This is a genomic window from Micromonospora sp. NBC_00421, from assembly GCF_036017915.1.
In the GTDB taxonomy this organism is placed as follows: domain Bacteria; phylum Actinomycetota; class Actinomycetes; order Mycobacteriales; family Micromonosporaceae; genus Micromonospora.
Map to the genome: position 1 here is coordinate 7,073,937 of NZ_CP107929.1, position 22,015 is coordinate 7,095,951.

At 71.4% G+C, this 22,015-nt stretch carries 16 protein-coding genes and 1 pseudogene; 9 read left to right on the forward strand and 8 right to left on the reverse strand.

What is annotated here, in order from left to right; all coding sequences use genetic code 11:
• Positions 1-70: 70 nt before the first annotated feature.
• Together OHQ87_RS30560 and OHQ87_RS30565 are read left to right on the forward strand one after the other, a co-directional pair.
• Positions 71-355: a hypothetical protein gene (locus tag OHQ87_RS30560; RefSeq protein ID WP_328343511.1), complete on the forward strand. Its 285-nt coding sequence runs from the start codon at positions 71-73 to the stop codon at positions 353-355.
• Between the two features lie 182 nt (positions 356-537).
• Complete coding sequence (locus tag OHQ87_RS30565; RefSeq protein WP_328343512.1) at positions 538-951, forward strand: Asp23/Gls24 family envelope stress response protein; 414 nt, start codon at positions 538-540, stop codon at positions 949-951.
• 372 nt (positions 952-1,323) lie between these two features.
• Here OHQ87_RS30565 and OHQ87_RS30570 read toward each other — a convergent pair whose 3' ends face one another.
• Positions 1,324-1,731 (reverse strand): GntR family transcriptional regulator, encoded by a 408-nt coding sequence (locus OHQ87_RS30570; protein ID WP_328343513.1) that lies wholly within the window; start codon positions 1,729-1,731, stop codon positions 1,324-1,326.
• 288 nt (positions 1,732-2,019) lie between these two features.
• Between OHQ87_RS30570 and OHQ87_RS30575 the strand changes: the two genes are divergently transcribed.
• The 5 genes and pseudogenes from OHQ87_RS30575 to OHQ87_RS30595 form a co-directional block, all read left to right on the forward strand.
• The gene (locus OHQ87_RS30575; protein ID WP_442930624.1) at positions 2,020-2,340 is read left to right on the forward strand and encodes a DivIVA domain-containing protein; all 321 of its coding nucleotides are present in this window, start codon (positions 2,020-2,022) and stop codon (positions 2,338-2,340) included.
• Positions 2,337-2,600, forward strand: coding sequence for a hypothetical protein (locus OHQ87_RS30580; protein ID WP_328343515.1), 264 nt, complete (start codon positions 2,337-2,339; stop codon positions 2,598-2,600). Before OHQ87_RS30575 ends, OHQ87_RS30580 begins: the two co-directional genes overlap by 4 nt.
• A gap of 164 nt (positions 2,601-2,764) precedes the next feature.
• The gene (locus OHQ87_RS30585) at positions 2,765-4,453 is read left to right on the forward strand and encodes an acyl-CoA mutase large subunit family protein (RefSeq protein ID WP_328343517.1); all 1,689 of its coding nucleotides are present in this window, start codon (positions 2,765-2,767) and stop codon (positions 4,451-4,453) included.
• A 253-nt stretch (positions 4,454-4,706) separates the two neighbouring features.
• Positions 4,707-5,630, forward strand: coding sequence for a tetratricopeptide repeat protein (locus OHQ87_RS30590; protein WP_328343519.1), 924 nt, complete (start codon positions 4,707-4,709; stop codon positions 5,628-5,630).
• A gap of 64 nt (positions 5,631-5,694) precedes the next feature.
• Positions 5,695-6,699 (forward strand): annotated as a pseudogene (locus OHQ87_RS30595) (arginase family protein); the annotation flags it as partial.
• Between the two features lie 6 nt (positions 6,700-6,705).
• Here the strand turns inward: OHQ87_RS30595 and OHQ87_RS30600 are convergent.
• Positions 6,706-8,667, reverse strand: a complete 1,962-nt coding sequence (locus tag OHQ87_RS30600; protein WP_328343521.1) for a penicillin-binding transpeptidase domain-containing protein — start codon at positions 8,665-8,667, stop codon at positions 6,706-6,708.
• Positions 8,668-8,959: 292 nt separating this feature from the next.
• Here OHQ87_RS30600 and OHQ87_RS30605 point away from each other — a divergent pair, with 292 nt between their 5' ends.
• Entirely contained in the window at positions 8,960-14,026 is a 5,067-nt protein-coding gene (locus OHQ87_RS30605; RefSeq protein ID WP_328343523.1) for an NAD-glutamate dehydrogenase, read from the forward strand.
• A gap of 94 nt (positions 14,027-14,120) precedes the next feature.
• Here the strand turns inward: OHQ87_RS30605 and OHQ87_RS30610 are convergent, their stop codons facing one another.
• Complete coding sequence (locus tag OHQ87_RS30610; protein WP_328349083.1) at positions 14,121-14,843, reverse strand: class F sortase; 723 nt, start codon at positions 14,841-14,843, stop codon at positions 14,121-14,123.
• A 1-nt stretch (position 14,844) separates the two neighbouring features.
• A complete protein-coding gene (locus OHQ87_RS30615) occupies positions 14,845-16,014 on the reverse strand; it encodes a hypothetical protein (protein ID WP_328343525.1) in 1,170 nt (389 codons plus the stop codon).
• 546 nt (positions 16,015-16,560) lie between these two features.
• On the opposite strand from OHQ87_RS30615, the gene OHQ87_RS30620 reads away from it, so the two are divergent.
• A complete protein-coding gene (locus OHQ87_RS30620) occupies positions 16,561-18,375 on the forward strand; it encodes a glycoside hydrolase family 6 protein (protein ID WP_328343527.1) in 1,815 nt (604 codons plus the stop codon).
• 112 nt (positions 18,376-18,487) lie between these two features.
• On the opposite strand, the gene OHQ87_RS30625 is transcribed toward OHQ87_RS30620, so the two are convergent.
• The 4 genes from OHQ87_RS30625 to OHQ87_RS30640 all read right to left on the reverse strand — a co-directional run bounded on the left by OHQ87_RS30625 (position 18,488) and on the right by OHQ87_RS30640 (position 22,009).
• Positions 18,488-18,874, reverse strand: a complete 387-nt coding sequence (locus tag OHQ87_RS30625) for a hypothetical protein (protein ID WP_328343529.1) — start codon at positions 18,872-18,874, stop codon at positions 18,488-18,490.
• A 75-nt stretch (positions 18,875-18,949) separates the two neighbouring features.
• The gene (locus OHQ87_RS30630; protein ID WP_328343531.1) at positions 18,950-19,255 is read right to left on the reverse strand and encodes a hypothetical protein; all 306 of its coding nucleotides are present in this window, start codon (positions 19,253-19,255) and stop codon (positions 18,950-18,952) included.
• Between the two features lie 32 nt (positions 19,256-19,287).
• Entirely contained in the window at positions 19,288-20,946 is a 1,659-nt protein-coding gene (locus tag OHQ87_RS30635; RefSeq protein WP_328343533.1) for a sodium:solute symporter family protein, read from the reverse strand.
• A 202-nt stretch (positions 20,947-21,148) separates the two neighbouring features.
• Positions 21,149-22,009, reverse strand: a complete 861-nt coding sequence (locus OHQ87_RS30640) for a hypothetical protein (protein ID WP_328343534.1) — start codon at positions 22,007-22,009, stop codon at positions 21,149-21,151.
• Positions 22,010-22,015: the final 6 nt, after the last annotated feature.

Sequence of the window (22,015 nt, forward strand, 5' to 3'; positions counted from 1 at the left end):
GACTCCCCGCCCATCGGTGTCCGAGGCTCCGAGCGACCTTCCCGTGTTCGGTCCGGAGGCTGTCCGGGTCGTGGCCGTCCGCAGTGCTTCCGGCGAAGTGAGCTTCGACGTGGTCGGCCCGAAGGGCGCGCGGTACGGGCTGCGCGATGCGGCCGGGAAGAAGGGCGAGTGTCGTCAGGTGGAGCGGGGCGAGGTCGCGTCCCGTCCGTCGGGCCTGCCGGTGACGTCCGACTGGCAGACGGAGTTGATCTGTGTCAGCAGCGAGAAGGTCACGAAGGCGAGCAGGGTGCTCGTCAAAGTCGCGCTGGACAGCTTCACCTACGACTTCGAGGTGCCCGCACTGCCGCCGGCCTGACTCCGCCGACTCTCGTCTGATCGATCCGCGCCGGGTTCCGCACGGGGTGACGGCCGTCCACACTCGACCGGTGGCGTCCCCGGCGGTCGATCCCCGGTCGGTACGCTCGCACCCGTCCCACGTCGAGTGGGGCGGGTGCCGGGCGGTGTTCCGTGCCGGTGGTGCGACGACAGGGGGCGACGATGAACCACGAGGAGACGCAGGAGCTGTCGGTGACGCCAGACGCGGTGGCGGGCGGGACGACGCAGGTCTCCGACGAGGTGGTCGAGAAGATCGCGGTGGCCGCCGCGAAGTCCGTCCCCGGGGTGGCCGAGCTGGGTGGTGACGTGGCCCGGTTCTTCAACGCCGTACTCGACAGGGTCGGGCTGGACCGGGTCGGTGACGCCCGGCGGGGCTGCTCGGCGCACGTCACCAACGGCGCGGCCGTGGTCAACCTCGTTCTGGTGATCTCCGCCGGCCACCCGGTACCCCAGGTCACCGACGCGGTCCGCGCCGCCGTGACGGCAGCCGTGGAGTCCTACGGCCTCCGCGCCGACGAGATCAACATCCGCGTCGACGACGTAGCCATGGACACCCCAGAATCCCCCACCCCCTGATCCCACCCCCACCCCACCGCGCTCCTCTCTGCGCCTGGTGATCAAGAGGTTTGCGTCAAGTTTCGGCTGCCGGATGACGCAAACCTCTTGATCACCGCCGTGGGTGTGATGGTGCTCGGAGGTTGGTATGCCTGGGGGGCATGAATATGACTGGTGGGCATACCGGGTTGGGGGGAGGTGCTCCGGGTGGGGTGGGCTGGGCTTTCGGTGGCTTGCCTGGTGACTCGGTCGGCGCGGGTGGCCCGGGTTGGGTTGTGGGTAGCGCAGGCGGGTTGTAGGTAGCGCAGGCGGGTTGTAGGTAGCGCAGGCGGGTTGTGGGTGGCGCAGGCGGGTTGCGGGTGGCGCAGCCGGGTTGCGGGCGACTCGGTCCGGTTACGGGCGGATCAGCTCGACCTCGTCGCCCGGCAGTAGCTCCACGTCGCCCTGCGGGCCGTGGACTTCGAGGATCGGTACGCCCTCGTCGAGCTGCATCCTTCGCCGCTCGGCACCGCTCGGCATCCGCGCGATGACCCTCCCGCCTCCCGGCAACTCGACCTGCCGACGCGCAGGTGCCTCGCGGACAAGAGTGCCGCGGCCCCGCATCGTGTTGACCAGACCTTCCGAGCGCAGCAACGAGATCGCCATCCGCACCGCGTCGCGGCCGATGCCGTACTCCTGCGCCAACCGGGCCTCGCTGGCGACGGTTGACCCGGCGGGTAGTTCTCCCGATTCGATCTTTTCCCGCAGCAGGTCGGCGAGCTGCACGTAGACCGGTGTGTGCGAGCGGGGATCGATGGTCATGCCCTCAACCCTTGTGCCCTCGTGGGGAAGACGAGTTCTGGCGCTAAGGACATAGGGCCTTGTGGCCATGTGCCCCTCAATGTATGGTCGCTGTCACGGTCCGTGTTCGGTGGGGAACTCGGAATCTCTCCCGTGTCGGGCCGGTCGCACTGCTCCGCCGCCGTACCGCTGATGAGGGCTGCGGTCGCGGGGCGGGGTGGGTCCGCCCGTGCGCGGCGGGCGTGCGGGCCCACCCCTTCCAGCCCTCGATACGACAGAGAGCTCGATACGACAGAGAGGTAGATCGTCGTGCGTCTGATCCTTCGGTTGCTCGGTCGGCCCGAGCAGGGTCGGCACCCCCGCCGACCGCACTGCTACCGCTCGGCGGCCTACCGCCCGCTGCGACCGTGGCAGGTGCGGGAGCGGCAGTTCCGGTGGACCCGGTTCGGCCGGCCTGGGCTCGACCCGGCGGAGGTGCAGGAGTTCCTGGACCGGGTCGCCACCGACCTGGCCGCCGCCTATCAGGCGCTCGGCGACAGCAGGCACGAGACCACCCGGATCCGGGACGCGCTGCGCCGCTGGCAGTCCGAGCAGGCCCGACACCGGGTGAACGCGGGGTGGTACCGGTGACCGTCGGCCGGGAGCGGTACGTCGTCCACCTGCCGGTGGTCGCCGGGGACCTGCCCGGAGCCGTCCGGCTGGCCCGGGTGCTGGCCCGCTGGGCGGGGGTGCTGGCCCAGGCCGACCCCGGCGAGACCACTGTGTCGGCTGAGGACGACCAGTCCGTACGCCATCGGCTCTTCTGTGACCTGCGCCTGGCCACCGACCGACGCTGCCTCCTGCGGGCCGACCACTCCGGCCCCTGCTCCCGCCGCCCCACCACCCCCTGACCCCCCACCCCCACCCTGAACCACCCCCCGCCCACCCCCGCCCACCCCCCGCAGGCGGGGGTGCGTCCGGCCGGGTGGCGTCGGGTGGGGGTTGACTTAGCGATCGTTCAGGTTCTCGTTCTACACTCGGGGCACAGTCGAGGACTCGAGGAGGAGCCCCGCGGATGAACGCCGACGAGATCGCCGCCGGACGGGCACGCTGGCAGGCCCGGTACGACGCCGCGCGCAAGCGGGACGCGGACTTCACCACGCTCTCCGGCACCACCGTGCAGCCGGTGTACGGGCCACCCGAGGGGACCGGTTACCCCGGGTTCGAGCGGATCGGCTGGCCGGGCGAGTTCCCGTACACCCGGGGGTTGCATCCGACCGGCTACCGGGGGCGGGCCTGGACGATCCGGCAGTTCGCCGGTTTCGGCAACGCCCAGCAGACCAACGAGCGCTACAAGATGATCCTCGGCGCGGGCGGTGGCGGGCTCTCCGTCGCGTTCGACATGCCGACCCTGATGGGACGCGACTCCGACGACCCGCAGGCGCTCGGCGAGGTCGGCCACTGCGGGGTCGCGGTGGACACCGCCGCCGACATGGAGGCCCTCTTCGACGGCATCGACCTGGCCGGCGTCACCACCTCGATGACCATCTCCGGCCCGGCGGTGCCGGTCTTCTGCATGTACCTGGTCGCCGCCGAGCGGCAGGGCGTCGACCTGTCCAAGCTGGACGGCACGTTGCAGACCGACATCTTCAAGGAGTACATCGCGCAGAAGGAGTGGCTCTTCGACCCCGAGCCGCATCTGCGCCTGATCGGCGACCTGATGGAATACTGCGCCGCCGAGATCCCGCGCTACAAGCCGCTGTCGGTCTCCGGCTACCACATCCGCGAGGCCGGCTCGACCGCCGCGCAGGAGTTGGCGTACACGCTTGCCGACGGGTTCGGCTACGTCGAGCTGGGGCTCTCGCGGGGGTTGGACGTCAACGTCTTCGCCCCCGGGCTGAGCTTCTTCTTCGACGCGCACCTGGACTTCTTCGAGGAGATCGCCAAGTTCCGGGCCGCCCGCCGGATCTGGGCCCGCTGGCTGCGCGACGTCTATGGCGCCACCAGCGAGAAAGCCCTCTGGCTGCGGTTCCACACCCAGACCGCCGGGGTGTCGCTGACCGCGCAACAACCTGTCAACAACGTGGTACGCACCGCGGTGGAGGCCCTGGCGGCGGTGCTCGGCGGCACCAACTCGCTGCACACCAACGCCCTGGACGAGACCCTGGCCCTGCCCACCGACGAATCCGCCGAGATCGCCCTGCGCACCCAGCAGGTGCTGATGGAGGAGATCGGGGTGACAAACGTGGCCGACCCGCTCGGCGGCTCCTGGTACGTCGAGGCGCTGACCGACGCCATCGAGGCCGAGGCGGAGGAGATCTTCGCCCGGATCCGGCAGCTCGGCGGGGACGGCCCGCACCGGATCGGCCCGATGACCTCGGGCATCCTGCGGGGCATCGAGGACGGCTGGTTCACCGGCCACATCGCCGAGTCGGCCTTCGTCTACCAGCAGGCCCTGGAGAAGGGCGACAAGAAGATCGTCGGGGTCAACTGCCACACCGGCACGACCGCCAAGGAGCTGGAGATCCTGCGCATCTCGCACGAGGTGGAGCTGGAGCAGCGTCGGGTGCTCGCCGCGCGCAGGGCCGACCGCGACGACGCGGCGGTGACGGCGGCGGTGCAGCGCATGATCGAGGCCAGCCGCACCGGCGTCAACATGATCCCGCCCATGCTCGACGCCGTCCGCGCCGAAGCCACCCTCGGCGAGATCTGCGACGCCCTCCGCGCCGAATGGGGCACCTACCGCGAACCCGCCCGCTTCTAACCCGGAAGTAGACCCACTTCCTCCCACTGAGGCCCGCTTCCACGCAGCGGAGCCACAAGAACGAACCCCCACCCCACCCGCTGGTCGATCATGGAGTTGTGGTGGGGGCAGAGCGCCTTAAAAGGGGCGTTCCGCCCACCGCAAGTCCATGATCGACGAGGTGGGGTGTGGGGGGTAGTGGGAGGTGAGAGTGGCAACTGTGGGCGTTGTGGCTGAGCCGAGGACAGTGGGGGTCGTGCGAGACTAGGTAACCATGAGCGACCCACGGATCACCTCGTCGATCTTCACCCGCGGCGCGGTCGACCTCAGCGCGCTGCGCGGCACCGCCCCGGCCAGTTCCCGTCCCGCCACACCGAGCCAGACCGGCGCACCCACCGGTCCATCGGGCGGTCCCGCCGCAGGTGGCGGCACCGCCGCGCTCGACGTGACAGAGTCGAACATCCAGTCCGAGGTGCTCGAACGGTCGATGACCACACCCGTGGTGGTCTTCTTCGGCGCGGCCGGCTACCCGGACAGCGACCAGTTCGCCCCGGTGCTGGAGCGGTTGGCGGCCGAGGGCGCCGGCCAGTGGGTCCTCGCCCGGGTCGACGTCCAGGAGAACCCCCGGATCGCGCAGATGTTCCAGATCCAGGCGATCCCCACCGTCTACGCGGTCGTCGGCGGGCGGCCGATCGACGCCTTCCCCGGGGTGATCCCCGAGCCGCAGCTGCGCCAGTGGCTCGCCGCCGTGCTCAAGGCCGGTGGCGTCACCGTGGCCGAGCCGGAGGACCCGCGCCTCGACGAGGCCGACGACGCCCTGATGAGCGGCGACCTGGACGCCGCCGAGCAGGCGTACCGCAAGATCCTGGCCGAGTCCCCGGCGGACGCCGCGGCCGAGGCCGGGTTGGCCCAGGTCGGGGTGGCCCGGCGGGTCGCCGGCGCGGACCCGCAGGCCGCGCTCGCCACCGCACAGGCAAACCCCGACGACGTCGAAGCCCAGCTGCTCGCCGCCGACATCGAGGTGCTCAGCGGGATGGCCGAGCAGGCGTACGCGCGGCTGGTCGGGCTGGTCCGGCGGACCGCCGGCGACGACCGGGACAAGGCCCGCCAACACCTGATCTCGTTGTTCAGCATCGCCGGCCCGGACGACCCCGCCGTGGCCTCCGCCCGCCGCGCCCTGGCCAGCGCCCTGTTCTGAGACCTGACACGCCCGCGCGGGCCGGCCCTCCGGCCGGCCCGCCACCCATCGAGGACGGGAGCCCGTGATGCGCCGAATCGCCGTCCTCGACGCGCCGACCAACCTGGGTCTGCGACCACCCACCTCCACCTCCGTCCCCGGCTGCGGCAAGGCCCCCGGGGCGCTGCGCGACCACGGGCTGCTCGCCCGGCTGGGCGCCCGGGACGCCGGCTGCCTCACCGCCCCCCGGTACGACCCGGGCGACTGGCGGCCCGGCGACGGGGTCTGCCACGCCCGGGAGATCTCCGACTATTCGACGGCGCTCGCCGACCGGATCGGCGCGATCATCGACCGGGGCGAGTTTCCCCTGGTCCTCGGTGGGGACTGCTCGGTGCTGCTCGGCTCGGCGCTGGCCATGCACCGGCTCGGTGAGGCGGTCGGCGGGCGGATCGGGCTGGTCTTCGTCGACGGCCACTCCGACTTCCGGCACCCCGGCAACGCCTCCTACGTCGGCGCGGCGGCGGGGGAGGACCTGGCCCTGGTGACCGGGCGCGGGCAGGCCGACCTGGCCGCCATCGAGGGGCGTCGACCGTACTTCCGGGACATCGACGTGGTGGTGCTCGGCATCCGGGCGCAGGACGAGTACCGGCTCGACCTCCAGGCCGCCGGGATCACCACCCGCCCGGTGCCGGCCCTGCGCGCCGAGGGGGCCGCCCGCAGCGCCCAGTGGGCGCACGAGCAGCTGGCCGACTGCGCCGGTTACTGGGTGCACATCGACGTGGACGTGCTCGACCCGGCGGTGATGCCGGCCGTGGACGCCCCCGACCCCGGTGGGATCGCCTTCGCCGAGCTGGAGATCCTGCTCGCCGGGCTGGTGGACACCCCGCACTGCCTCGGCGTCGAGCTGACCGTCTTCGACCCCGACTACGACCCGGACGGCGCGTACGCCGGCGAGATCGTCAACACGGTCGTCGCCGGGTTGGCCCCGGTGGTCGCCCCGGACGCCGTCGCGCCCCGGCTGCTGCCACCCCGGCCGGTCCAGCCCGACCCGATCCCCGAGGTGGCGGACCGGGCCGAGGAACCGGTGGCCTGACGGTCAGCCGAGGGCGCGGAGGAAGCGCTCGGCGATCGGGACGGCGCTGGCCGTACTCGATCCGCCCTGCTCGACGAAGACGGCGAACGCGACGTCCCCCCGCCAACCGACGAACCAGGCGTGGGTGTGCGCCGGGTCGTCGTCGTACTCGGCGGTGCCGGTCTTGCCGTACACCGGGCCACCCGGAACGTCGGCCAGGGCCTTGCCGGTGCCGGCGGTGACCACCTCGCGCATCATCGTCTTGAGCCCCGCCACCGACCCGGCCTTCAGCGGCGGGCCGGCCTCGGCGGGCGCGGCCGGGGCCGGGTCGAGCACCAGCTTCGGCTGCTCCCAGCGGCCCCGGGCGACGGCGGCGGTGGCCCCGGCCATGGCCAGCGGGCTGACCACTGTGGTGCCCTGGCCGATCGCGGCGGCAGCCTGCTCGGTCGGAGCGTCGCCGGTCGAGACCTTGCCGGTGAAGACGTCCGCGCCGAGATCCCAGCTGCCCTCCAGGCCGAGGGTGCGGCCGGCGGCGGCCAGCCCGTCCGGGCCGAGCTGCGGGGCCAGCGCGACGAACGCGGTGTTGCAGGACTTCGCGAAGTCGGTCCGGAACGGCACCTTGCCCAGGACGAAGTCGTCGGAGTTCTTGAACGACCGACCGTCCACCGCGCGGGTCTTCGGGCAGTCGACGACTGTCTGCGGGGTCACCGCGCCCTTGTCCAGCAGGCCGAGGGCGCTGACCACCTTGAAGGTGGAGCCGGGCGGCACCTGGGCGGTGAAGGCCAGGTTCTCCCCGGCAGCCCCGGGACCGTTGGCGGCGGCGAGCACCGCGCCGTCGCTGATCCGCACCGCCACCACCGCCGCCCGCCGCTTCTCGGCCCGCAACGCGGCGTCGGCGGCGTTCTGGGTGGTCACGTCGAGGCTGGTGCGCACCGGCTGGCCGGCGGTCGGATCCTGCCGGAACGCCTCGGTGACCACCGTGCTGCCGCCCTCGGTGCTGGGCCGGCGGATCTCCACGGTCGTGCCGGGAACGCCGCGCAGCCGCTCGTCGTAGCGGCCCTGGAGGCCACCGTGGCCGACCAGGTCACCCTTGGCGTACCGGTCGGGATGGGCGGCCAGGTCGTCGGCCTGCGCCTGGTCGACCGTGCCGAGCAGGGCGCGGGCGAACTCCCGGGTGGGGGCCAGGTCGAGCTTCTCGGCCCGGAACTTCGTCCCCGGCAGGTCGTAGATCCGGGACCGGATCTGCCGGTACGCCTCGTCGCGCAACGTCACCACCTCGACGAAGGCGCCCGGATCGGCGTCGGCGAGCCGTTTCGGAAGGTCGGTGAGGTCGACCGGGGGGCTGATCGGCGGCGTGACCGCCTTGAACGCCGCGTCGAGCTTCCTTACCAGGGCCTTGGCGTCGGTGACCTCGCTCGGCTGCAACCCGATCCGGACCACCGGCCGGGGCGTCACGATCGGCTTCCCCGCGCCGTCCAGCACCCCGGCCCGGGGGGCGGCGGTCCGCCGCAGCGTCAGCCGGTCACCCTTCTCCAACTGCTCGTGCAGCACCTGTGGCTCCCAGATCACCTGCCACTGGTCGTCGCCGTCGTGCTGCCGCAGCCGGACCGGCCGCTGGTAGGACCAGTTCACCCCGCCCGGCAGCGCCCACCGGATCTCGACCCGGGTGGTGGCGAGGTTCTTGGTGACCTCGGGGTCACCGCTGCGGCTCAGGGTGGGCGGGGTGGCGGCGAGGTCACCGGAGAGCTTCTTGATCTCCTCGGCGACGGCGGTGGCGGGCACCCTCGCCCCGGTCGGGTCGACGAAGCCCACCTTGTCCAGTTTGCCGGAGCGCCAGCCGGCGAGGAACGCCTCCACGCTGCCGTCGAGCCCGTCGTCGCCGGAGCAGCCGACCAGGGTGCCGGCCGCCAGCACCGAGACGGCCAGGGCCGCGAGACCCCGCCGCAGGGGAGTGCCAGGGCGGTGGTACGGGTACGACAGGGGCATGGAGCTGCACCTTCCGAGTGGCGGGCTGCCCTGCACGCTAGTACGCGATCGCCGCCCGTACTGCCCCGCGCGGTGTGGGCGGGGTGAAGAGGCGGGCGCGGAGGTGTGATGAACATCCCGGGACGGGGTACACGGCACCCGGCCGATCGGGCATCTGCAAGGGCTGCCTGGTCGGTGTCCCGAACCGGACGTCGCAGCGACGGTCCGCCGACGAAGGCACGAAGCGGCAGGGCCTAAGGTGGGGCGGCAGAGTGACCCACAACGCGGTGGGTCGTCGAGGGGAGTGGCACCCATGGACCGGCGTCCGGCGATCAAACCGGGACCCGACCTCCGGCAGAGCGACACCGGCCGGGACGACAGCTTCGATTCGGCCACCGACGGGGACAGCCCGCCGACCGACGGGGACGGCTACGGTCGACTCGACACCGGCGTGACCGGGATGACCGGTTCGAGCATCGACACCCTCTACGACCTGGGTCTTCCGATGGAAGCTCTCGGTGACGACGTGGAGGACGCCGCACTCGACGAGCCGGTGCCCAACGCCGAGCGCCTGGTGGCCCAGGCGGTGGCGCTGGCGGGTGACGACCACGACGCGGCGACCCTGGTGGGTCGGTTCTGGCGGTTCGCGCCGGACGAGGAGCTGATCGGGTTCACCGCCGAGGAGATGCTCGACGCGGCCCGCGCGCACCGGGACCTGGCCCAGCAGCGGGTGCCGGGCGAGCTGAAGCTGCGCATCCACGCACCCGACGCCGACCAGCACCACACCGTCGTCGAGATCGTCACCGACGACATGCCGTTCCTTGTCGACTCGGTCACCGCCCTGCTCAATGCCCACCACCTCGACGTACACCTGCTGGTGCACCCGCTGGTGGTGGTCCGGCGGGAGCCGCTGGGCCGGCTGAGCGAGGTCTCCGCCGACGTGGAGCCGGACGACGCCATCGCCGGTGACCTGGTCGAGAGCTGGATGCGGATCGAGATCGACCCGGTCCGCGACGCCGAGCTGCGGGACCAGCTGCGCCGCGAGTTGCAGCGGGTGCTCACCGACGTGCGGGAGGCCGTCGAGGACTGGCCCAGGATGCGCCAGCAGGCCCTGGCGCTCGCCGACGACCTGGCCTCCGCCCGGACGGCGGGCGACCGGCCGCCGGTGCCGGAGAAGGACATCACCGACTCGGTGGAGCTGCTGCGCTGGCTGGCCCACGACCACTTCACCTTCCTCGGCTACCGGGAGTACCGCCTGGTCGACTCCGGCGGGCAGGGCGGCCCCGCGCTGGAGGCCGTCCTCGGCACCGGCCTGGGCATCCTGCGGTCGGACTCGCCGGAGGCGCGGGCGCTGTCGTCGATGACGCCGGAGGCGCACGAGAAGGTGATGGAGAAGCGGCTGCTGATCATCACCAAGGCGAACTCCCGGGCCACCGTGCACCGCTCGGCCTACCTGGACTACATCGGGTTCAAGATCTTCGACTCGGCCGGCGAGGTGGTCGGCGAGCGGCGGTTCCTCGGCCTGTTCTCCACCGCGGCCTACCGGACCAGCGTCCGGGAGCTGCCTGTGGTCCGCCGCAAGGTGGCCGAGGTGCTGGACCGCTCCGGGCTGAGCCAGCGCAGCCACTCCGGCAAGGACCTGCTCCAGATCCTGGAGACCTACCCGCGTGACGAGCTGTTCCAGATCAAGACCGACGACCTCTACCACGCGGTGGTCGGCGTGCTGAGGATGGCCGGCCGCCGGCAGCTGCGGGTGTTCCTGCGCCGCGACGCGTACGGGCGGTTCATCTCCTGCCTGATCTACCTGCCCCGGGACCGGTTCACCACCCAGAACCGGCTGCGCATGCAGGACATCCTGCTGCGCGAGCTGAACGGGGTCGGGGTGGACTACACCACCCGGGTCACCGAGTCGATGCTGGCCCGGGTGCACTTCATCGTCCGGACCGACCCGAACCGGCCGCCCGGGGAGATCGACGCCGACCTGCTCGCCGAGGAGTTGGCCGACGCCACGAGGCTGTGGGACGACGACTACCGGCTGGTGCTGGAACGCAAACTCGGCGACGAGCAGTCCAAGCACCTGTTCGCCAGGTACGCCGACGCCTTCCCGGAGGGCTACAAGGACGGGCACACGCCGTACGAGGCGATGAAGGACCTGGCCAAGCTGGAGCTGCTGGAGGAGCCCGGCCAGCTGGAGATGCACCTGTTCCGCAAGCAGTGGGCACCCCAGCGCGACGTCGGGGCCGACGAGGCGATGGACGTCCGCTTCAAGGTCTACCGGTACGGCGAGCCGATGATGCTCTCCGCCGTGCTGCCGGTGCTGCACTCGCTCGGCGTCCGGGTGGTCGACGAGCACCCGTACGAGGTGGACCGGATCGACGGCCGGGTCTTCCTCTACGACTTCGGGCTGCGGCTGCCCGAGGGGCACCAGGAGCTGGCCGAGGTGCGCCCGCACGTGGAGAACGCCTTCGCCGCCGCCTGGCGGGGCGAGGCCGAGGTGGACGGCTTCAACGAGCTGGTCCTGCGCGGCGGCCTGACCTGGCGGCAGGTGGTGGTGCTGCGGGCGTACGCGAAGTACCTGCGGCAGACCGGGGCGGTCTTCTCCCAGGAGTACATGGAACAGACCTTCATCGCGTACCCGCAGATCGCCGCGCTGCTGGTGGAGCTCTTCGAGGTGCGGTTCGTCCCGGACGGACGGAGCACCGAGCAGCGCCGGGAGCGCAGCGGCGAGCTGGTCGAGGCGATCGGGGCGGCCCTGGACGACGTGGCCAGCCTCGACCAGGACCGGATCCTGCGCGCCTACCTGACGTTGATGCAGGCCACCCTGCGGACCAGCTTCTACCAGAAGCGCGCCGACGGGCGACCCAAGCCGTACGTGGCGTTCAAGCTGGACCCGCAGGCCATTCCGGACCTGCCGGCGCCCCGGCCCAAGTTCGAGATCTTCGTCTACTCGCCCCGGTTCGAGGGTGTGCACCTGCGGTACGGGCCGGTGGCCCGGGGCGGGCTGCGCTGGTCCGACCGGCGGGAGGACTTCCGTACCGAGGTGCTCGGCCTGGTCAAGGCGCAGATGGTGAAGAACGCGGTGATCGTGCCGGTGGGCGCCAAGGGCGGCTTCGTGCTGAAGCAGAAGCCGGGGGACCGGGACGAGGCGGTCGCCTGCTACCAGGAGTTCGTCGGCGCGATGCTCGACGTCACCGACAACATCGTCTCCGGGGAGATCGTCCCGCCGACGGACGTGGTGCGGCACGACCCCGACGACCCCTACCTGGTGGTCGCGGCGGACAAGGGCACCGCGACGTTCTCCGACACCGCCAACCGGATCTCGGCCGCGCACTGCTTCTGGCTGGGCGACGCGTTCGCCTCCGGCGGTTCGGCCGGCTACGACCACAAGAGGATGGGCATCACCGCCCGGGGCGCCTGGGAGTCGGTCAAGCGGCACTTCCGCGAGCTGGGCCACGACACCCAGACGGCCGACTTCACAGTGGTCGGGGTCGGTGACATGTCCGGCGACGTGTTCGGCAACGGGATGCTGCTCTCCGAGCACATCCGGCTGGTGGCCGCGTTCGACCACAGGCACATCTTCCTCGACCCGGACCCGGACGCCGCCGCCTCGTACGCCGAGCGGAAGCGGCTGTTCGACCTGCCCCGGTCGTCCTGGGAGGACTACGACCCGAAGCTGATCTCCGAGGGCGGCGGGATCTTCCCCCGGGGTGCCAAGTCCATCCCGATCACCCCGCAGGTGCGGGCCGCCATCGGCCTGGCCGACGACGTCACCCAGCTCAGCCCGCCGGAGCTGATGAAGGCGATCCTCACCGCACCGGTGGACCTGTTCTGGAACGGCGGCATCGGCACCTACGTGAAGGCGTCCAGCCAGACCAACGCCGAGGTGGGCGACAAGTCCAACGACGCGATCCGGGTGGACGGCAGGAGCCTGCGCTGCCGGGTCGTCGGCGAGGGCGGCAACCTGGGCTGCACCCAGCACGGCCGGATCGAGTACGCGATGACCGGCGGCCGGATCTACACCGACTTCATCGACAACGCGGCCGGGGTGGACTGCTCCGACCACGAGGTGAACATCAAGATCCTGCTCAACACGGCGGTCGCCGACGGCGCGCTGGACGTCCCCGCCCGCGACGAACTGCTCGCCCAGATGACCGACGAGGTCGCCGAGCTGGTGCTGCGGGACAACTACGACCAGGCGCGGGCGATAAACAACTCGCAGGCCCAGGCCGCCTCGCTGCTGCCTGTGCACCGCCGGATGATCAGTGAGCTGGAACGGGCCGGTCAGCTCGACCGGGCGCTGGAGGCGCTGCCCCCGGACGAGGAGCTGGCGGTACGCACCGAGTCCGGGCTCACCGCGCCGGAGTTCGCGGTGCTGCTCGCGTACGTGAAGATCGTGCTGGAGCGGGAGATCCTCAACGAGGGCCTCGCGGACGAGGAGTGGACGACCGACGTCCTGGTCAAGTACTTCCCGACGCCGATGCGCGAGCGGTTCGCCGACCGGATGGCCCAGCACCGGCTGCGCCGGGACATCGTCACCACCGTCCTGGTCAACGAGGCGATCAACCGGGGCGGCATCTCGTTCGTCTTCCGGGTCGTCGAGGAGACGGCCGCGTCGGCGGCCGACGTGATCCGGGCGTACGTGGTGGTCCGCGAGGTCTTCGGGCTGCGGGAGCTGTGGGCCGCGGTCGAGGCGCTCGACAACCAGGTCTCGCCGGAGTTGCAGACGAGCGTCTACCTGGACACCCGGCGGCTGCTCGACCGGGCGGTGCGCTGGCTGGTGACCAACAGGCGCTCGCCGATCGACGTGCCGGCCGAGATCGACCGGCTCCGCGACGGGGTGGCCCGGCTGCTGCCCGACCTCCAGGAGCGGTTCCACGGCAGCGAGCGGGAGTCGCTGCGGGCGCACATCGACGCGATGACCGGCCGGGGACTGCCGCCCGACCTGGCCGAGCAGGCGACCCGGCTGATGTACAGCTTCGGTCTGCTGGACGTGGTGGAGACGGCCCGGACCGGTGGGCGGGACGTCGGCGAGGTGGCCTCGGTCTACTTCGTGCTCTCCGACCGGTTCCGGGTGGACTCGCTGCTGTCGAAGATCTCCCTGCTGCCGCGTGAGGACCGCTGGCAGACGCTGGCCCGGATGGCGCTGCGCTACGACCTGTACGCCGCGCTGGCCGCGCTCACCGGGGAGGTGCTCGACTCCACGCCGGACGACCTGCCGCCGCAGGAGCGGGTGCTCCAGTGGGAACAGTCGAACGCCACCTCGATCCACCGGGCGAACCGGGCCATGGGGGAGTTCGACGAGTCGCGGGCCGACCTCGCCTCGCTGTCGGTGCTGCTGCGACAGATCCGTACCCTGGTGCGGACGTCCGGCGCCGCCTGACCGTACGCCGACCCGCGCCTCCGGTTCGGAGGCGCGGGTCGTTTTCTCCCGCCCGCAGGTGCGGGTCCGCACGCGACAGTGGTCGCGGACGGGGTCAGGACGTCAGCGTGGCGAAGACGATCACGTTGTCCCGGTAGCTGCCCGCACCCTGGTCGAACTGGCCGCCGCAGGTCACCACCCGTAGTCCGGGGCGGTCGTTCGGGCCGTACACCTGCTCGGTGGGGAACTGCTCCTTGGGGTAGGACCGCACCTCGTCGACGGTGAAGGTGGCGACGCTACCGTCCGCCCGGGTCACCGCGACGAGGTCGCCCGGCAGCAGCGCGCCGAGTTGGAAGAAGACCGCCGGACCGAGCTTCGCCGAGTCGACGTGCCCGACGATCACCGCGTTGCCGGTCTCGCCGGGGCTGGTCCCCGGCTCGTACCAGCCGGCGCGCTGGGCCTGGTCCAGCGGGGGCACCTGGACCGTGCCGTCCGGGTTGGTGCCCAACGGCATGATCTCCGCGTTGACCCCGATCTTGGGGATGGTGATGGTGGTGGGGGCGGACCGGGGCAGCGGAACGGGACCCGGTGGGACGCTCGCGTCGGCGGGCACCTGGGCGTCCGGGTCGTCCACCGGCCCGGTGTCCTCGCCGGGGGTGGTCGCCGGGGCGGGCTGCGGCGCGGACTGGGCCGCGGGCTGCGGTGGACGCGGCGGGGGCGCGCTGCGGATCGACGCACCGACCAGGCCGGAGCCGGCCATGGCGAGTAGGACGACGACGGCCGCGCCGGCGGCACGCCACGGTCTCCCGTGACGGCCGCCGGCCCGTGTCGCCGTCAGGTCAGCCGAGCTCATCGGCCCGACGCCGACGCATCAGCACGATGCCGCCGAGGGCTGCCGCACCGATCATGCCCGCTCCACCGGCGACCATGCTCCGGTCGGCACCGGTGGTGGTCATCCCACCGTCGCCGCCGTCGACGTGCCCCTTCGGCAGGACGACCAGTTCGCCCTCGCCGCACGAGCCCTCCAGCTCGTACTTGCCCGGACGGGCGTCCTCGGAGACCTTGGCCTCGCCGTAGTAGACGAAGTCCTTCTTGTGCTCCCAGCCGCCCTCGTCCTTGCCGTAGCCGGACTCCTCGTCCTGGCCGTACTCGTCGTGGCCTAGCCACTCCTCCTCGCCGTAGCCCGGCTTGCCGTGTTCGTCGGACTCTTCGCCCGCACCCGGCTTGCCGTGTTCGTCGGACTCTTCGCCCGCACCCGGCTTGCCGTGTTCGTCGGGCTTGCCGTGCTCTTCGCCCTTGCCCTCTTCGCCCTTGCCGTGTTCGTCGGACTCTTCGCCCGCACCCGGCTTGCCGTGTTCGTCGGGCTTGCCGTGCTCTTCGCCCTTGCCCTCTTCGCCCTTGCCGTGTTCGTCGGACTCTTCGCCCGCACCCGGCTTGCCGTGTTCGTCGGGCTTGCCGTGCTCCTCACCCTTGCCCTCTTCGCCCTTGCCTCCGTGGTCCGGGCCCTGGTCGGCGGCCATGAAGCCACCGCCCTGACCGTCGGCCGGGGGCTGCCCCCCGCCGTCGGCCGGAGGCTGTCCACCCTCGGCCGGGGGCTGGGGCTTGGGACCGTTGCCGTCGGGGCCCTTTCCGTCCGGGCCCTTGCCGTGGTCCTCGCCCTTGCCCTCCTCGCCCTTGCCGTGTCCCTCGTCCTTGCCGTGCTCTTCGCCCTTGCCCTCTTCGTCCTTCCCGTCGCCGTGGTCCTCGCCCCGGCCGTCGGCCGGCTTGAGCTTGACCTTGCCGGTGACCTTGGACCAGACGAAGGCCTGCTCCTGCGGTTCCGGGCAGATGGCGATGAGTTTGACCTCCTCGCCGGGCTTGACGACGTGCGGCTTGGCGAAGACCTTGCCGTCCCGGCTCTCGCCGTCGTGGTGACCGTCCGCGAACGCGATCCCCGGCGAGAAGACCAGAAGGGACGCGCCACCGAGAGCGGCACCCGCGACGACCTTCCCGAGCATCTTGTTAGCCATGACCTGCGTCACTCCATCCCCTGTTGTCCTGAGCCCGACGACAGTCGAGCTATGACCGACGTTAGACCGTTTCACGACTTATCCGGGGAAAGATTCGTGTTTTCGGCTTTACCGATGATCACGGCTTTACGGGTTCAAGGCCGGTTGTGTCGGCATTGTCGCCACGGTGCGCGGTTGCTGTCCGCCCGGCGGAGCTGGGCGGGGATACGCTCGACGGGGTCGGAGTCACCTGGCGGGCGTTGCGGGCAGGTTGCCGCGAGGTATCGAGCCATTGCCATGGAAGCGCTCCCATGCAAGAATCCGTGTACGCGGTTCGGGGAGCCACACCGCGTGCGGCAGATGTCGAGGGCAACCGGTGCACCGGACGACGTCACCGCCGACCGGTCCCACGGGACCGGTGCAGCTCGCCACCACCACGCCCGTCCCCCCAGGCCGGGCACCCCCGAGATGTCCCGTTGGCGCCGGGGTCGTCCGTACCCCAGGACGCTCACGCGCCACTTGCCGGTCCCCACGCGGTGCCGGTCTCGCCCAAGGAGTGCAAAAGGCATGAATCTGTGGAGAAGTCTGTCCGCCCGACGCCGGGCGTTCGCCCTCACCGGGGCGAGCGTGCTGGTCGCGGGCGGGCTCGTGACCATCCCGGTCACCGCGGCGCAGGCCGCCACCCAGTGCAGCATCGACTACACCAGCAACGACTGGTCCGGTGGTTTCACCGCGAGCGTCACCATCCGCAACGTGGGTGACCCGATCAGCTCCTGGAACCTCGGCTTCACCTTCCCCAACAGCAGCCAGCGGGTCACCCAGGGCTGGTCGGCCAAGTGGACGCAGAGCGGCCAGAACGTGACCGCCACCAACGAGGCCTACAACGGCTCGCTGGGCCGTGGGGCCAGCACCACCCTCGGCTTCAACGGCTCGTGGAGCGGCAGCAACCCCAAGCCGACCTCGTTCACCCTGAACGGCGTGGTCTGCAACGGTGGCGTCACGCCCACCACCGCGCCGCCGACCACCGCGCCGCCCACCACGGCCCCGCCGACCACCGCGCCGCCGACCACCGCGCCGCCCACGACGGCGCCGCCGACGACTCCGCCGGTCACCACCCCGCCGGGGCAGAAGGTGGACAACCCGTACGCCGGGGTCAAGGGCTACGTGAACCCGGAGTGGAAGGCCCACGCGGACGCCGAGGCCGGTGGCAGCCGGATCTCCAACAACCCGACCGCGGTGTGGCTGGACCGGATCGCCGCGATCAACGGCACCACCGACAGCAGCTCCAACGGCGCGATGGGCGTCAAGGACCACCTGGACGCAGCACTCGCCCAGGGTGCCGGCTACATCCAGTTCGTGATCTACAACCTGCCCGGCCGGGACTGCTCTGCGCTCGCCTCCAACGGTGAGCTGGCCGCCGACGAACTGCCGCGCTACAAGTCGGAGTACATCGACCCGATCGCCGCGATCCAGAGCAACGCCAAGTACGCCAGCCTGCGGATCATCAACATCGTCGAGATCGACTCGCTGCCGAACCTGGTGACCAACACCTCCGGCAACGCCGGTGGCACCGTGCAGTGCGACGTGGTGAAGGCCAACGGCGCGTACGTCAACGGCGTCGGCTACGCCCTGGCCAAGCTGGGCCCGATCGGCAACGTCTACAACTACATCGACGCCGGTCACCACGGCTGGCTGGGCTGGGACACCAACTTCGGCCCGACCGCCGACATCCTGAAGACCGCCGCCGTCGCGTCCGGCAGCACCGTGAACAACGTGCACGGCTTCATCACCAACACGGCGAACTACTCCGCCCTGAAGGAGCCGTACATCAAGATCACCGACTCGGTGAACGGCCAGACCGTCCGCCAGTCCAAGTGGATCGACTGGAACTTCTACGTCGACGAGCTGACCTTCGCCCAGGCGTTCCGCGACAAGCTGGTCTCGGTCGGCTTCAACAGCAACATCGGCATGCTGATCGACACCTCCCGCAACGGCTGGGGCGGCACCGCCCGGCCCACCGGCCCGGGTGCGACGACCAGCGTCGACACCTACGTCAACGGTGGTCGTGTCGACCGTCGGCTCCACGCCGGCAACTGGTGCAACCAGGCCGGTGCGGGCCTCGGCGAGCGGCCGAAGGCCAACCCCGAGCCGGGCATCGACGCCTACGTCTGGGTGAAGCCCCCGGGTGAGTCCGACGGCTCCAGCTCCCTCATCCCGAACAACGAGGGCAAGGGCTTCGACCGGATGTGCGACCCGACCTACACCGGTAACGCCCGTAACGGCAACAGCATGAGCGGCGCCCTGCCCAACGCGCCGATCTCCGGCGCCTGGTTCTCCGCGCAGTTCCAGGAGCTCATGAAGAACGCCTACCCGGCGCTCTGACGAACCTGCCCGCCGCGGCTGGAGTGAGGCACTGACGCGGTAGGGCGCACCCGGGCCCCCGGTCCGACCGAGAGGTCGGACCGGGGGCCCACCCGTATGCCAGGGCGCGGGCTCAGGGAACTGTGCGTTCCACAGCGGCCCGGCCCAGCTCGGCCAGATCCCGCCGGGCCCGTTCCAGGTTCTCCGGCGTCAGGTCCTGCCCGCGCGCCATGACCAGGTCCTCCGGCTCCCAGGGCTGCTCGGCCCCGGTACGGATGTCGTCCCCGCCGGCCCCGGTGCCGGTCCCGGTGGCCCCGGTGCCGGCCGCGTACGGGTCACCGATCAGGTCGCCGGGCTGGGCGTCGGTCGCCGCCGGCCGGTCACCCGGCGCGGTGAACGTCGGGTCGTCCGGGTCGGTGCCACCGGCGCCGGCCAGCTGCGGCACGGTGGAGTCGTCGTCCACCGCGGCGGCCACCTCCGGGCTCTCCTCCATCGGTCGGCTCGGGTCACGATCGGTCATGGTGCCGCCCTCCTGTCCCAGACGCGTTCCCGCGATCCGGGTACCCCGTCCGGGCGGCCCCATGCCGGGAGCGGATCAGACCTCCCGGGCCTCCTCGGTGGTGGGCGGCACCACCGGGCGCAGCCACTGCCAGGCCAGCATGAACAGCCCGAAGGCCAGCATCGCCAGCCCGGCCCAGAGGTTGATCCGGACGCCCTGTGCCTTGTCGATCTCGGCAGCCGAGTCGAAGACGCCGACCAGCCCGACGATCACCCCGTACGCGACGAAGAGGCCACCGATCACCCGGCGGATGTCGAACAGCCGGGCGGCGGCGGACCGCTTCCGTTCGTTCTCGGTCTCCTCGACCTGCGGGTCGTTCGCCCGCTCGCTGTGCTGGTCCATGTCCTACGCCTCCCTCTCGTGACCGACCGGGCTCAGAAGACCGGGATGTAGAAGAGCACGGCCAGCACCAGCGCGATCGCGCCGAGCAGCACCGGCGACCGCCACCAGACCTGGTCCCCGGTGAGCACGTCGCCCTTCAGGTCGACCCCGCCCATGCCGTAGACCAGACCCTTCAACTCCTCGGCCCGCTTGGGCCGGGTCAGCGGGGTGACCACCGCGGCCACCACGGCGACCGTGACGAACGCGATGCCCGCGCCCCAGAAGCTCTCCTCCAGGTCGGAGTTGAAGTGCACCACGCCGGCCTTGTAGAGCAGGTAGGTCGCCAGCGCGGCCAGGGTGCCCGCCAGCAGCGACCAGAAGCCGGCCAGCGCGCTCATCCGCTTCCAGAACATGCCGATGATGAAGGTCGCGAAGAGCGGGGCGTTGAACAGCGAGAAGAGCGCCTGGATGTAGTTCATGATGTTGCTGAACCCGGCGGCGATGAACGCGGTGCCGATGCCGACCACCACGCCGGCCACTGTCGCGATCCGACCGATCCGGATGTAGTACTCGTCGGGCCGGTCCCTGCGGACGTACGCCTGCCAGATGTCGTAGGTGAAGACGGTGTTGAAGCCGCTGACGTTGGCCGCCATGCCGGCCATGAACGAGGCGACCAGGCCGGTGACCGCGATCCCGAGCACCCCGTTGGGCAGCAGGTCGCGCATCAGCAGCGGAATGGCGTTGTTGTAGACCAGGTCGCCGGACTCGGCACCCAGCCCCTTGACGGTGACCAGCGCGATCAGGCCGGGGACCACTGTCACCACCGGGATGACCAGCTTCGGGTACGCGGCGATGATCGGCGTACGCCGGGCGGCGCTCATGTTCTTGGCCGACAGCGCCCGCTGCACCTCGGCGAAGTTGGTCGTCCAGTAGCCGAAGGACAACACGAAACCGAGCCCGAACACGATGCCCAGCCAGTGCGCGCCGAGCGGGTTGGCGGTGCTGCCGGTGCCCTCCCAGGCGTGCAGTCCGGCCTCACCCAGCTTGGAGTCGCGGACCGACTCCATCAGGCCGGACCAGCCGCCCACCTTCACCAGGCCGATGACGGTGATCGGCACCAGACCGGCCACGATGACGAAGAACTGGAGCACCTCGTTGTAGATCGCGCCGGTGAGCCCGCCGACGGTGATGTACGCCAGCACGATCGCCGCGCCGACGACGATCGCCAGCCAGAGCGGCCAGCCGAGCAGCGCCTGCATGATCAGCGCCAGCGCGTACAGGTTGACCCCGGCGATCAGCACCTGGGCCACCGCGAAGCTGATCGCGTTCAGCAGGTGGGTCGGGCGGTTGAACCGCAGCCGCAGGTACTCGGGGACGCTGCGCACCCGGGAGCCGTAGTAGAAGGGCATCATCACGATGCCCAGGAAGATCATCGCCGGCACGGCGCCGATCCAGTAGTAGTGGACGGTCATGATGCCGTACTGCGCGCCGTTGGCGGCCATCCCGATGATCTCCAGCGCGCCCAGGTTGGCCGAGACGAAGGCCAGACCGGTCACCCAGGCGGGCAGCGAACGCCCGGAGAGGAAGAAGTCGACGCTGGTGCGGATCGCCCGGCGGGCGGCGAAGCCGACGCCCAGCACGGTGACGAAGTAGAGCGCGAGGATGCCGTAGTCCAACACGTTCATGTTCAGTCTGAGTCCGGCACCGTCCATCGTCCCGCCACCCTTCCGCCGCGCCGTCAGCACTCGCCGGGGGCGCTATTACCCCTCGTGCGGAGTTTCATGCCGTCCGTCCGGGTCGAACTCGGGGTGAGCCGACGACGCCCCGGCCGGGAGTGGCTCCGGCCGGGGCGTCGACTGGTTCGGCAATGGTGGTCGGGTCTGCGCCAGGGCCTCGGCGGCCCGGTGCGCGGGGTCAGCGGCCCAGCACGCGGTCCAGGAAGTCCCGGTACTGGCGGACCGCCACCCGGAGCTGCTCGGTGTCGGCCTCACCGGCACCCTGCCAGCCACCCAGCTTCTCCTTCTGCGCGGCAAGCGCCTCGGAGAGGGCGTGGATCGCCTCCTCGACGAGCGACTGCGCCTCGTCGGCAGCGGCCCGGGGGTCGTCGACGAAACGGAGCTGGACGTCGCGCCAGCGGTCCCGGAACCCCTGCGCGGCGTCCGCCTCGAACAGGGTGGCGGCGTCGCTCGGCACGTTCCCGGTGGACACCTGGCCGGCATCCGCCGCCATCGCCGCACCTGCCGCGCCGCCGTCGGCCGCCACCGTCGTCACCCCGCCGGAGGCCGCCGCGTCGGGGTCGACCAGGGCGGGGTCGGCGCTGCCGTATCCGGCGGTGTCGGTCTCCGACAGGTCGCCGGGAGCGACCCGGTCGACGACGTCCGGGCCGCCGTGCCGCCCCCGGTCGTGGATCCGGTCCGCCGCGGTCGGGTCGGCCCGCTCGTCGTCGAACGGCTCGGTACGCCCCGGTGCCCCGTCGCCGGGCAGTGCGGTGTCCTCGTCCCGGGCGTCCCGTTCGTCCTGCGGTCGCCCACCGGCCAACGCCGACGCGGCTACCGCATCGCCCACGCTCGTCGCCCCGAAGGCGGTCGGCAGGGGAGCCGGCTCGTGGAACTCCGGGCGGCCGTCGCCGTCCGGGTCGGTCACGGTGTCCCGGTCGGCCCTGGCGTCCCCGTCTGTGGCGTCGGTGTACCCCGCGTCCGGGGGTGGCACCGCCACCGGAGTGGACCGGACGGTCTCCGGGTGGTCGTTGTCGAGCTGTCGTTCTTCCTGGCGCATGACGGT

Bases quoted from the DNA above. Each gene is read 5' to 3' on its own strand.
- OHQ87_RS30565 (WP_328343512.1), top strand. From the start codon at position 538: ATGAACCACGAGGAGACGCAGGAGCTGTCGGTGACGCCAGACGCGGTG.
- OHQ87_RS30570 (WP_328343513.1), bottom strand. From the start codon at position 1,731: ATGACCATCGATCCCCGCTCGCACACACCGGTCTACGTGCAGCTCGCC.
- OHQ87_RS30585 (WP_328343517.1), top strand. From the start codon at position 2,765: ATGAACGCCGACGAGATCGCCGCCGGACGGGCACGCTGGCAGGCCCGG.
- OHQ87_RS30590 (WP_328343519.1), top strand. From the start codon at position 4,707: ATGAGCGACCCACGGATCACCTCGTCGATCTTCACCCGCGGCGCGGTC.
- OHQ87_RS30600 (WP_328343521.1), bottom strand. From the start codon at position 8,667: ATGCCCCTGTCGTACCCGTACCACCGCCCTGGCACTCCCCTGCGGCGG.
- OHQ87_RS30605 (WP_328343523.1), top strand. From the start codon at position 8,960: ATGGACCGGCGTCCGGCGATCAAACCGGGACCCGACCTCCGGCAGAGC.
- OHQ87_RS30615 (WP_328343525.1), bottom strand. From the start codon at position 16,014: ATGGCTAACAAGATGCTCGGGAAGGTCGTCGCGGGTGCCGCTCTCGGT.
- OHQ87_RS30620 (WP_328343527.1), top strand. From the start codon at position 16,561: ATGAATCTGTGGAGAAGTCTGTCCGCCCGACGCCGGGCGTTCGCCCTC.
- OHQ87_RS30625 (WP_328343529.1), bottom strand. From the start codon at position 18,874: ATGACCGATCGTGACCCGAGCCGACCGATGGAGGAGAGCCCGGAGGTG.
- OHQ87_RS30630 (WP_328343531.1), bottom strand. From the start codon at position 19,255: ATGGACCAGCACAGCGAGCGGGCGAACGACCCGCAGGTCGAGGAGACC.
- OHQ87_RS30635 (WP_328343533.1), bottom strand. From the start codon at position 20,946: ATGGACGGTGCCGGACTCAGACTGAACATGAACGTGTTGGACTACGGC.
- OHQ87_RS30640 (WP_328343534.1), bottom strand. From the start codon at position 22,009: ATGCGCCAGGAAGAACGACAGCTCGACAACGACCACCCGGAGACCGTC.